Origin of the sequence: Collinsella aerofaciens (genome assembly GCF_002736145.1) — a bacterium.
In the GTDB taxonomy this organism is placed as follows: Bacteria; Actinomycetota; Coriobacteriia; order Coriobacteriales; family Coriobacteriaceae; genus Collinsella; species Collinsella aerofaciens_A.
In genome coordinates this window covers 1,723,867-1,736,058 of record NZ_CP024160.1, presented here as the reverse complement: position 1 = coordinate 1,736,058, position 12,192 = coordinate 1,723,867, and the positions used below count along the sequence as shown (strand labels likewise).

At 57.9% G+C, this 12,192-nt stretch carries 6 protein-coding genes and 1 tRNA gene; 6 read left to right on the top strand and 1 reads right to left on the bottom strand.

Translation table 11 applies throughout. From position 1 onward, the window contains the following. The first annotated feature begins 164 nt into the window (after positions 1-164). Together CSV91_RS07550 and CSV91_RS07545 are read left to right on the top strand one after the other, a co-directional pair. Positions 165-3,362 (top strand): hypothetical protein, encoded by a 3,198-nt coding sequence (locus tag CSV91_RS07550; RefSeq protein WP_099432399.1) that lies wholly within the window; start codon positions 165-167, stop codon positions 3,360-3,362. Positions 3,363-3,383: 21 nt separating this feature from the next. Further along, the gene (locus CSV91_RS07545) at positions 3,384-3,602 is read left to right on the top strand and encodes a hypothetical protein (RefSeq protein WP_022094153.1); all 219 of its coding nucleotides are present in this window, start codon (positions 3,384-3,386) and stop codon (positions 3,600-3,602) included. Between the two features lie 66 nt (positions 3,603-3,668). Here CSV91_RS07545 and CSV91_RS07540 read toward each other — a convergent pair whose 3' ends face one another. After that, entirely contained in the window at positions 3,669-7,100 is a 3,432-nt protein-coding gene (locus CSV91_RS07540) for a SpaA isopeptide-forming pilin-related protein (protein WP_099432398.1), read from the bottom strand. 297 nt (positions 7,101-7,397) lie between these two features. Between CSV91_RS07540 and CSV91_RS07535 the strand changes: the two genes are divergently transcribed. The 4 genes from CSV91_RS07535 (at position 7,398) to CSV91_RS07520 (ending at position 12,148) form a co-directional block, all read left to right on the top strand. Further along, positions 7,398-7,472, top strand: a tRNA-Gly gene (locus CSV91_RS07535). A 555-nt stretch (positions 7,473-8,027) separates the two neighbouring features. After that, a complete protein-coding gene (gene purB, locus CSV91_RS07530; protein ID WP_055251306.1) occupies positions 8,028-9,374 on the top strand; it encodes an adenylosuccinate lyase in 1,347 nt (448 codons plus the stop codon). Positions 9,375-9,650: 276 nt separating this feature from the next. Then, positions 9,651-10,352, top strand: coding sequence for a substrate-binding periplasmic protein (locus CSV91_RS07525; RefSeq protein ID WP_157758012.1), 702 nt, complete (start codon positions 9,651-9,653; stop codon positions 10,350-10,352). After that, entirely contained in the window at positions 10,349-12,148 is a 1,800-nt protein-coding gene (locus CSV91_RS07520; RefSeq protein WP_099432396.1) for a GGDEF domain-containing protein, read from the top strand. The genes CSV91_RS07525 and CSV91_RS07520 overlap by 4 nt, the downstream gene beginning before the upstream one ends. The last annotated feature ends 44 nt before the right edge of the window (positions 12,149-12,192 follow it).

The window sequence follows — 12,192 nt, the reverse complement described above, 5'->3', positions numbered from 1 at the left end:
GATTTTAGTCCGATATGGAGATTAGGCTATATCCTTGTCCGCTCGGGGCGTTAAGATGGCCCGAATTCGGTCGTTTGCGCTCGCTCGGGGTATACTTTCGACTATATACGGTTCTAATGTGCATGCATTGGGCCTATTTGTCGGATTATGGATGTGGAGCGCACATGGCGAACACCCAGAACTATATTAACCACCTGCTGCAGAACACCGGCATTACGCCGGCATGCAGCGAAGAAGAGCGCTTGGCTGCCGAGGATATCGCTCAGATCTTCCGCAACCACGGCTTTGATCCCGAGGTTCAGGAGTTCAATGCCCCGGCGCCCAGTAGGTTGGCATTTGCCGTTACCGGTATTCTTGCGTTTGCCGGCGCCCTGCTGATGGGCATCGGCGGCGGCATCGGCTTGGTCGGCACCTTGCTGGCCATTGTCGGCGCCGTTCTTTACGTGCTCGAGCGCACGGGCCACCCTGTGGTTTCGCGCCTGGGCAAGACGGGCGTGAGCCAAAATGTCATCGCCTATCACAAGGCCTCGGGCCCGCTCGCGTCTCCGCGCAACCGCCCGGTGGTCGTTGTCGCACACTACGACTCTCCCCGTGCTGAGCTGCTCGCTCGCGAGCCCTATGCTTCGTATCGTGCGCTCATCGCCAAGCTGTTGCCCGTTGCCACGGTTGCCCCTGCTGCCGTTGCCATCTTGCGTATCCTGCCGCTCCCCGGCGCGCTCAAGGTTCTGCTGTGGATTGTCGCGATCCTCGCTTCCCTCGTTGCGCTCGCCAACGCGGCAAACATCATTTCTAACCGCTACATTCTTCCCTATACGTCCGGCGCGGTGTGCAACAAGTCTTCTGTCGCCGCTATGCTCGGCGTTATGGACAACGTTGCTCCCTTCCAGGGCGAAAACGAGTTTCCCGACGATGTTCCGTTCGATACCTATTTTGGGGAGCAGAAGCGTCGTGCCGAGGAGATGGCGCGCGCAGCAGCGGAGTATGCCGCGGCCCAACAGCAAAACGACTACGGCAACACCATCGAGTATGAAGAGCCTACCTACGCCGAGGACGAGTTCGGTCAGCCGATTGCTCCCGACGCTCAGACCGAGCCCGAACAGGGCGAGGCTTTCGACGAGCAGATCGAGGGCTTTGAGGGTGCGTCTGCCGACGAGACGCTGATTGGCGCCATCGTGCCCGAGGATCAGAATCAGGCTGTCCAGGCCGAAGAGTTCAATGACGAGGTTCCCACTGCCGAGCCGGCGGAGGAGCCTGTCGCGGCCGAGCCCGAGCCCAAGCTCTATCGCAATGCCGCCGGCAACATCCGCTTTGGTTCGGATGCCATCCGTGCGCTCGGAATGCTTCCCGAGTCCTGCACGCTCGATTACGAGGAAGGCGAGGAGCCGACGTTTGAGCCCGAGCCTGCCCCCGTCGTGACTGCACCTGCGCCCATTGTCGCCGTGGATGATGAGTCTGCCGCGGTTACCGCTGCCGTTGCCGAGCCCGAGGCGGTGTCCGCGATCGATCCCGCGGCAGGACTGGACATTTTGGCCCCCGCCGCGCCGGCGCAAGACGTTGCGGACGAGTCTGACGACGATTACGTTGAACAGCCGAGGCGCGTGTCTTACGAGAGCGATACTGATTTCTCGGCCGAGATTCCCGCGGCAACGCCCCATGCCGATATTGCATCCGCGTTCTCTTCGATTGGCGCCAGTGCTTCCAACTTCTTTAAGGGTGCGCTTGCAAAGGGCAAGAAATTTGTCGACGATTTCGAGGAGAAGCGCGCTGCCGCACGCGAGGCTGCCGAGCAGGAGGCTATCGCTCAGCAGCAGGCAGCCGAGGCGGCACGTGAGCGCGCGGCGCAAGAGTTCGAGCAGAACGAGACTATGCAGTCCGTGCCCGTCGACGCTGCCGAAGCTACAACGTCCTTTGAGTCCCAGCAACCGGCGTCCGCGGATGTTGTTGAGGCGACGACGTCTTTCGAGGCTCAGCAGCACGTCGATAGCACCATGTCGTTTGATGCCGCGAAGTTCGATTCCACGATAACGTTTGAAAAGCAAGGCACCGCGATTGCCGAGCCCCTTCCTGCTTCCGATGAGCAGGACGACGCGGCAGACGATGACGAGCCCATTGATGCTGCCGAAATTCAGGATGCTGCCGAGGACGAGCCCGTCGAGGCCAACTCTGACGAAGAGCAATACGCGGCAGCCGAGCAAGATGATTCGACCGAGGTCGAGCAGGAGGAAGTGTCTGCGGTTTCCGAGACTCCCGAGACGGATGAGTCGAGGCCTTACTCCACGCAGATTTTCACCATGCCGACCCCGAGTGGTTCCGGTGCCACGGTTGCCGATGTTTCTCCCACCCAGGACGAAACAGTCGATTCCCTTATGGCCCAGATTTCCTCCCAGGCATCACCACGCCCGCAGATGAATGTTCCCGATCCGGCGTCGGCTCCGTCGCCCGCACCTTCCTCGTCTCCGCTGGCTTCGGTCCCCGATCCGTCGCTGCCGTCTATGAAGCAGGCAAACGTTGCGTCTCGCACGTCGCTGTTCGACCTTCCCGATCCCTCTGCCCAGGTCAACGACCCCTTTGCTACCGCTCAGGGTCCCGAACCCACATCGGCACCCGTTGCGCCTCCTATGCCCGCTGCGTCGGGCGCGCAGCCGATCGAGACCATTTCGGCTCCCGCCCCGGCGGCACCCAAGCCTCGCAAGCGCGGTCTGGGCGGCCTGTTCGGTCGTAAAAAGAAAAACGAACAGGACAGCATGAGTGATTGGCTGGGCGTCGAAGACGATTACGATGCCAAGAAGTCCGGTCGCGGCATCGGTTCGTGGGATAATTTCGAGGACGATAACGATGGCTGGAAGGGCGGCGCTACGTCTTCCGACGGCGCTTCTTCCGAAGATATGCTCTCGGCTGTCGCCTCTATGGGCGATGATGAACTGCTCGGTCACGATATCTGGTTTGTGGCAACGGGCGCCTTGGATTGTGATGGCGCCGGCATGAAGGCCTTCTTGGCTTCGCATCGCGATAAGCTCCGCGGCGTTTTCTTCATCAATCTTGAATCCGTCGGCGCCGGTAGGCTTTCGGTGGTGACGGTTGAGGGCGAACAGCAGCTGCTCAAGGGCGATCGCCGCATCATGAACCTGGTCAGCAAGGTGTGCAAGTCGTTCCATGTCGATTGTGGCGCGCTCGAGATGCCCTATGCCAAGACCGATGCCTACGCCGCGCTCGAGGCGAGCCGCCGAGCCCTCACCATCGCGGGCGTGGACGGCACGCGTCTGGCTTGCGCTCGTACCGAGGACGACCTGCCCCACAATGTCAACCCGACGAACATTGCCACGGTATCCGAGGTCGTGACCGAGGTTATCCGCCGTTCGTAGACGGAGCTCTAAGGAGTCAACGTGTTTTCGTATATTAAGCGCCATTGGCCTGTCTACGTGATTTTGACCTTGATTGCCATTGCGTTAGGGTTTGGAGCTGCCTACATCGTGGGCGCGAAGGGCTCGACCCCCGCCTCCGCAATCAGCGAAGAGGTGGAGCAAGAACAGAGCACAGGTGCCGATGGGATTCCTGAGTCCGAGCAGGCAATCGTTGATGGTGGATCTTCGTCTGCAGAGTAGATACGGCGATTTAAATGATTGAAAGCGGGCGAGCCGGGGGACTGGCTCGCCCGCTTTTTCATCGCGCTAGCGCTTCTTTGGGATTGACCTAAGGCGAGCGAACCATAGGGCTGCGGCACCCGAGGTCAGGAGCGCGGTGATGCAAGCGGCGATGGGAGCTGATCCTGTTGCCGGTAGGTCCTGCGGTAGGGTACAGCGTTGAATGACACGGTCCTCGTCATGTGACTCAAGTTTATCGCCGCCGCCGTTGCGGCAAAGATCGACGCGTGCGCTGTTGGTGAGTGCAGTTTGGGGTGTATAAGCCGACGTTGCCTGCATGTGCACGACTGCGCCCCAAGCATCTGTGCCAAGGATTGCTTTGGCATCGTCAAGGTCGTCGTGCTCATCTTTGAGATCATCACGGGTCCAAGAATCCGTATCGCTTCGAGTCGTAAAGTCGGCGGCTACCGCACCGTATTCAATGCGAATGCCCGTTACGACGGTATTGGATGCAAGGTCGAGTTCTTTCGCCTCGAGTGTGGCGGATTCCGTGGTCGAGACATCCGCCTTCCAGAGGTGCCAGCCGTCGTAATCGACGAGGCGGCAATCTTCACCCAGACTCTCTTTTACTTCGTCGGACTCAAGCCAAGGATTTTCGTGCCCATCGTCAAGCGTCGCGTTTGCCGGCTCATCGACGTCTGTCGAGTCCAACGGCGTCGTGCGATACCACACGTTGCACAGACCGTTGAGGTCGCCGATGGCGACGGGGGTTTCGATTGAGACGAATCTCGCCGTACCGTCTTTGGCGCACTCAAGATCATCGGTAATCGTAAACTCATCAACCCAGGTAGCGGAATCGTTTCGAGCATCGATGGTATAGGAGAAAAGCCCATCCGTATTGGTTTGCATCGCGGCGCGGTTTTTTCCATCGCCGTTAGCCAACAGACCCTTCCCGATAGGTTGGACAAGTTCCTGACGCTTGTCGACCTGTCCTTTGATCTCGATGGGCGCATCCTTCATCGCGACGGATTGGACTTCTCCCGTATCCTTTATTTCAAACGCTATCTCCTCGGCAAGGTCATAGGTCCGCGGAGACATCGTTTCGCGCAACGAGTAAGTGCCGGGTGCAAGATGTTCGATGCGGTGCGGCTTGTCGGATGAGGTCCAGGAGTCTATTTCGGTTTTATCGGGACCATATAAGGTGAGCTGTGCGCCTTTCACTTCCTGCTCTCCGCTTGCATCGACCTTGGAGATATCAACCTTGGTGTAATCGTCGGATACGTTAAGCCGTGCTTCCACAACGGGTGTTTTCTGGTCGGCATAGGTAAGGTCGACGATATGGTGCGTCCGGTCGAGTAAGAAGCCGGTCGGCGCTTGAGTCTCGACAACCTCGTAGCGTGCGGTGCCAGATCCCAGCGGGAGGTCGTCCGCGCGTGCTTCTCCAGTTTCATCCGTCGTGACGGTAGCGACAGTCTCACCGTCGAGCGCGGCAATGCTACCGTCGGGGCGCACGATATCACCTGAGGCACGGATCTCAAAGATGGCGCCCGCGAGGCTGCTGCCGTCTACGGCATCGGTTTTAACGATCCTGATGTTTCCGGTCGCGGCGTGGTCATAATACGAGACGATTGCAACGGGCGTTAGGTTTATATCGGCGGGTATGTTTACCTCGATCTCTCCGCCGACAAGATAGGGCTCTTTGGCCGAGGTTTCGCGTACATAATAGGTGCCCGGCACGAGCGATTCGGGCAGTGTGACGGTGCCGGTCGCGTCAGTCGTAAAGGTGTCCATTACGTTATGTGCTGGATACCAGCATGTTTGTGAGACAGGTTTGTGATTGCTGTCGAGGAGTTGGAAGGTGAATCCGGCTAGGGGAACAGAAGCGCCTGTTTGGGCATCGCGTTTTACAATCTGGAGATGCGTCGACAGAGCGTGGTTGTCCACGATATATTGAAGCTCGGCGCCGTCGGAAATCTGATTGGCCTCGACGGTCCATTCCCCCGCACGTTTAAAACCCTCGGGGACGGTTTCCGGAACCTCACGAACCGTGTAGCCGGCGCGGTCGTATGGGACGGCTCCGTGGACACCGGCTGGTCGCTTGCCTGTGCCGAACCATGCTTCGGGCTGGTCTTTGGTGGAGGCAAAGCCATAGATGTTTGTAGTCAGTGTGCCAACAACCTGCTGAGAGCTGTTACTGACAACCTCAAAGACAACATCTCCTGCCGGCTGCTCCAGGCCGGATTGATCGCTATTGCCGTAGTCCTTGAATTTGGAAATCTCAAGGTCAAACGCAATAGGGATATCGGAAACGCGAGATTCGATCTCGACCACGCCTGAATCGCCGAGTTGGTCGGCTCCAACGGTGTAAGACCAACTGTCACCGGAGGGCAAATAGCCCTCGGGCGCCTTCGATTCATAGATGGTAAAGGTTCCCAGGGGGACATCGGTGAGGGTAGCTCGACCGCTTTCATCGGTCCTGAGAGTTTGTGTCCATCCAGGGGTTGATTGCGATACGCACACGAATTCTGCTCCTGCGAGCGAAGCCCCAACTTGGGGGCCTGCATTCGTTGCGGCGTCGAGCTTTACAATGCGCAAGGTAATGGTGCCGGGTTGTTCATCAATGGTGACGTATCCGCCGTTATCCGTCGTGGTAAAGGTAATGCGATCGTGCAGGGGGATATAACCAGCTGGCGCTGTTGTTTCAACTAGGTAGTATGCCGTGTTGGGTAGGAGTGTTGCCCGCGCTCGACCGTTGCTGTCCATCTGGACGGTGCCGACACGCGCGCCGCTGGCGCTCTCAAAAACATCGAATGTTGCCCCGTCAAACTGATAAGTATTGTTTCCGCTGGTAATGGCAGCGTTTGCAGACTGCTTTTGGAAGGAAACAGAGACCGCCGGCAGTACATAGAGCATGTCTTGACGTTTGCTGCCGCCCGATACGGTTCCTATATAGCGCCGCGCGCGGTGCGGAGCGGCTTTGATGCTTCCTGATTTTGCGCTGTCGTGGAGCCACCGCGCAGCCGCCACGACTTCATTGTCGGCGGTAAAGTGCCCACTCTTGGTTTTGCCCTGAGCGGTCGTGTAGGAGTAGGTGCCGTCGACATGGGTAGTGCCGTTGAGCATCCATACGGCAAGCTGGGTGGCGGCGCGGGCGCGATCGGGTGAAAGATGGTAACCGCCAAACGACGTGGCGGTAGGATATCCGTGACAAACGATTGCCGCGAACTCGTCGTCGAGCCACACCCAGCCTTGATCAAAGTTGAGCCATGGGCCGCCCGGCTTGGTGGGCCCGGGGCGTTCCTGGTTCATGCAGTAGGCAATCGAGGCGTCTTGAGCTTCATATTTGCCGATGAAGAAGGGCCCACAATCATCGCTAATAGTACGGAAGCCGAGCTGGTCGTAGCCATCGACGGCAAATGCGGCTCCCGGTGCTAGGCAGCCGAACAGCAGGAAGAGGAGCAGGAGCAGCGGACCTGTTGCGATTGCGCTGTGGACAGAGTGCGTGGGTGCGTTGGACATGGCTGCTCCTTATCCCTCGTGCGCCGCATGGGGAGGTTGCGACGCGTAGGATGAGGCTACCCCCGAGGTTCATGCGGGTAAGTACCGGAGCCTGACCAAAAGCTTGCCCAATTCCTGACAAATTGAGCTCGAATACAACAATCAGGCAAAAGCGCAGGTAGAAGATAAGGAGAACAGGAGGCCAAAGGTCCTCGTCTCCACAATTGATGCGATTTTCAAACGAATCTCCACAGCTAAAACAAGCATCGCCACCCTTGTATCGAACAAGACAACCGCGTTATACTAGCCAACACACAAGCGGGCATCGCCAAGTGGTAAGGCATCAGCTTCCCAAGCTGACACTCGCGGGTTCGAGTCCCGTTGCCCGCTCCATTCGAATTTCAGGCACGGTAACGTTTCGCTACCGTGCCTTTTTCAATAAAGTGCCGGGACTCGAACCCGACAGGGTGCGAGCGTTAAATAAACGCGAAGCGTTTATAGCGAGCAGGCAAGGTCGCCGATAGGCGACCGCAGCCGGTGCGGATTTGCGAAGCAAATACGCGGACGTCCCGTTGCCCGCTCCATCGAGCGCGGGAGACCTTGGGACGGCCAATTCAACAAAGTCTTCCCCATCGTCTCCGTGAATCCGAGGAGATCGACCGCAGCCGGTGCGGATTTGCGAAGCAAATACGCAGACGTCCCGTTGCCCGCTCCATCGAGCGCGGGAGACCTTGGGACGGCCAATTCAACAAAGTCTTCCCCATCGTCTCCGTGAATCCGAGGAGATCGATCGCAGCCGGTGCGGATTTGCGAAGCAAATACGCGGACGTCCCGTTGCCCGCTCCAATTCCAAAATGTTAGGTTAATGCCTGCTGCCCATACTTGCACCTGCGCACGGTACAATGGTTGGGTTACGACCAACGTGCCAATAACCAAAAAGGAGCCGCTATGATCGATCGCTATACCCGCCCGGAGATGGGACACATCTTCTCCCTCGAGAACAAGTACGCCATTTGGCAGGAGATCGAGGTCCTGGCCTGCGAGGCCCAAGCGGAGCTCGGCAAGATCGGCATTTCTAAAGACGAGGCCCAGTGGATCCGCGACCATGCCAACTTTGAGAAGGCAAAGGTCGACGAGATCGAGGAGGTCACGCGCCACGATGTCATCGCCTTCCTGACCAACATGAAGGAGTACATCGACGCCGATGTTCCCGAGGGCGACCCCAAGCCCAGCCGCTGGGTTCACTATGGCATGACCAGCTCCGATCTGGGCGACACGGCTCTGTGCTACCAGCTCACCCAGGCCTGCGACCTGATCATCGAGGACGTCAAGAAGCTCGGCGAGATTTGCAAGCGTCGCGCCTTTGAGGAGCGCAACACGCTCTGTGCCGGCCGCACTCATGGCATCCACGCCGAGCCGATGACCTTCGGCATGAAATTCGGCTCTTGGGCCTGGGAGCTCAAGCGCGATCTGGATCGTCTTGAGGACGCCCGCAAGAATGTTGCCTTCGGTGCCATCTCGGGCGCTGTTGGCACGTACAGCTCCATCGAACCGTTTGTCGAGGAGTATGTCTGCGAGCACCTGGGTCTGGTTCACGACCCGCTGTCCACGCAGGTTATCAGCCGCGACCATCACGCCTATCTCGCCGGCGTTCTCGCCACCACCGCGGCCACCTGCGAGCGCATCGCTACCGAGGTTCGCAATCTGCAGAAGACCGATACGCTCGAGGCCGAGGAGCCGTTCCGTAAGGGCCAAAAGGGCAGCTCCGCCATGCCGCACAAGCGCAACCCCATCACCATGGAGAAGGTCTGCGGTCTGTCGCGCGTCGTGAAGTCCAACGCCCAGGTTGCCTTCGATAACGTCGCCCTGTGGCACGAGCGTGACATTTCGCACTCCTCTGCCGAGCGTGTCGCTCAGGCCGACAGCTTCATCGCCCTCGACCACATGTTCCAGTGCCTCATCCGCGTTATCGACGGCCTGCAGCTGTACCCTGCCCGCATGATGGCCAACCTCAATAAGACCCGCGGCCTCATCTTCTCCTCCAAGGTGCTGCTGGCCCTCGTCGACACGGGCATCACCCGCGAGGACGCGTACGCCATTGTGCAGGAGAACGCCATGGCAACCTGGCACGAGGTGCAGGATTGTGTCTCCGGCCCCACCTTTAAGGAGCGTCTCGAGGCCGACCCGCGCTGCACCGTCAGCCAGGAGAAGCTCGACGAGATCTTTGATCCGTGGGACTTCCTCACCCGTATCGACACGGTCTTTGATCGTCTGGAGCAGCTGAGCTTCGAGTAGGCTGGCTTTATTCGACCGCTTGCGGATACATTTCAACCATTGGCGCCTTGCCCGTCTTGGGCGAGGCGCTTTTTTTCGTTGCTGCCGCAGGCTCCGGTAATAGAATGAAAATTCGGCTGCTGTTTTGATGAAAGGAGGCACGTGCCCAGACGTATTAAACGAGGCGCTATCGTCTCGTTTGTGCTCATACTCTTTGTTGCCGTCTGTGCGGGCGCCCTGACGTATACCGTTCGACGCAGTCCTTCCTCCTCGAATGAAGCCGATAAAGATCTCCCGGTGCTCAAGATTGGCGTTACGGATAATGACCCCTATGTGTATGTCGATACCACAGGCGATTACGCCGGTATCGATATCGATATCGCCCGCGAGGCCTGCAAGCGTGCTGGAATCAAACCGCAATTTGTTGACATATCTTGGAATGATCGCGATCGCCTGCTCAAAAACGGCGATATCGATTGTCTGTGGTGCGACTATTCGCCCAATTATCGCGAAGACGTTTATTGCTGGACTGAGCCGTATCTGACCGTGACAGTCTCGGTCGCCGCCAAGAAAACGAGTGGTATTAAGGGTTTGACGTCTCTCGATGAAAGCAAGACCATTGCGGTGATTGCGGGTTCGGTGAGTGAACGCCGATTGCTTGCCGGGGACCTGGGTATCTCGCCGGATGTGCACGTCAAATCATATGGCTCTGCCGAACTCTGCAAAGCTGCCCTGGTCAAAGGTTATGTTGACTGTTGGATGGCGGACGTTCAATCGCTCGACCGGCTCGTCGCGCAGTATCCCGGTGTTTATCGCGTGTTTGCCGACGACGTTATGACAGTTGACCTGGGCGTTGCGTTTGAGAACAGCTATGAAGGGGAGTACGTCAAAAACCTCAATACCGTGCTGTTCGACATGGATCGGGACGGCACGATTGATCGTATTGTGAGCAATTACAAGGCAGGAGCGACGGCGGACGGGCAAAGGGCGGAATCATGACAAATGACAAGTGCCGCTTGCGTCGAAAGGGTTTGGTCGCCGCGGCTATCGGCGTTGTGGCCAGCGTTGTCCTATTGAGTTTGCTCTACATGGTCGGCACGCATCGCTGTCTCGATAAAACGCTTGGGTTTGGCCAGGAAACCATGGTGTTTCTAAAAAACGCCTGCAAAAAATATGACCGATATGAACAGGGAAGAAAAACCGAGGCGACGCACAATTTGGATGCTGCGCTCGAGTCGTTTGCGGCGTTCTTGCCGCCTGATCGCGTTGAAGTCAACGACGATCTGGTCGAGGAATATGTCCATACCGAGTGTCTTTCGGGAATGTTGGTCATGGACGCCGACGGCCATATGGCCGCTCATTACGATGTCGACGGTCGCGATCCTCTGATGCTGTGGCGAGAGGAGCTGGCCTGTTCGCCGGTCGCATCGATGTATCGAGGCTCCAAAGTGTCCTACTCGACCGTCGTAGAGCGTCGCGGCGTCGACTTTGCCGTGAGTGCCATTCCGTACGGTGATGGGGTGGCGTTGGGGTATCAATCGCTTGCGGCTGAGCCCTCCGATGACTATTCATACGTTATCGCCGACGTGCTCGTGAACAACACGTTCCATCAGGGTCCAACGGTGCTCGTGATGCGCGATGCGCAAATCGTATCCTCAAACGATTCGACCGTCGATATAGCCCTTGCCCGACTTCTTGCCGATAGCGGAACTGACTGGAAAGACGAAAGCCTAACGCGCGTCGAATATCAGGGAACTACCTGGTATGCCGTGCGTGCGGCGTATAAGGACTACCGCCTGTTTGCGCTCTACCCCAAATCTGAGGTCATGTCTGGCAGGATTGCATTTGTCGCTGCCGGCGTGCTGGCGTGCCTGGCGTTTTGGGTCGTAGTGCTGTTGGTGCGCACTATTGCCGACCGTCGCAACTTGGCCGAAAAGGACAAGCAGCTCGGCATCATCAATGCCATCAGTTCTGCGTATGAGTCGACCTTCCTGTTGCATCTCGATACGGTCGAGATCGAGGGAATTAACATGTCGCCGTCGATGGCGAAAATATTTGCTGAGCATACCGAGGCATATGACTTTTTGGACACGGTTTGTCGAGACGTTGTGAGTCCCGAAAGCCGCGAAGTGGTCATGGAGCTTATAGATACAAGTACGCTTCGGGACCGTATGGAGGGCGTGCCGCACTTGGATGCCAAGGTGCGAGATTGCCGAGGTGCTTGGTATTCGCTGCAGGTTGTTCCGCAGCGTCGCGATGAGCGGGGCCGACTGGAATCGGTCGTCGTGGCGACGCATAACATCTCGATGGCAAAGCGCGCCGAAGAGCTTTCTTTTCAGGATAAACTGACGGGGCTTCGCAATAGAAATTACCTTGAGTCCCTTGGCGACGACTCGGTGAACAAATCCCTGCCCGTGAGTGTGATCATGATGGACTGCAACCACCTCAAGCGCACCAACGATCTTTACGGTCACGAAATGGGTGATGAGTTGCTGCGGCGTACGGCGTCTGTATTGAGGCGGGTGGCAGGCGAGAAGTTTGTGCCCATGCGCGTTGGTGGAGATGAGTTTTTGTTGATATGCCCCTACACTGATCGCGAGTCCGCGCGTCAATTGGTGCAAGATCTTCGCCGCGGTCTTGCTGCGGCGAGCGATGATGCGCTGGCCGTCAGCGCGTCATTTGGCATCGCGACGGTAGAGACACCCGGCTGTACGCTGGCCGAGATATACCGCGTTGCCGACCATAACATGTATCAAGAGAAGCGTGAAGTTCACGCTCAGGACGCGAATCGTTAGTATTGCAGTCACCGGTTTGTGCATCGTAGGATGTTGAATCGGTG

Excerpts from the sequence above, each read along its gene's own strand:
- CSV91_RS07540 (WP_099432398.1), bottom strand. The coding sequence starts at position 7,100 with ATGTCCAACGCACCCACGCACTCTGTCCACAGCGCAATCGCAACAGGT.
- CSV91_RS07520 (WP_099432396.1), top strand. The coding sequence starts at position 10,349 with ATGACAAATGACAAGTGCCGCTTGCGTCGAAAGGGTTTGGTCGCCGCG.
- CSV91_RS07550 (WP_099432399.1), top strand. The coding sequence starts at position 165 with ATGGCGAACACCCAGAACTATATTAACCACCTGCTGCAGAACACCGGC.
- purB (WP_055251306.1), top strand. The coding sequence starts at position 8,028 with ATGATCGATCGCTATACCCGCCCGGAGATGGGACACATCTTCTCCCTC.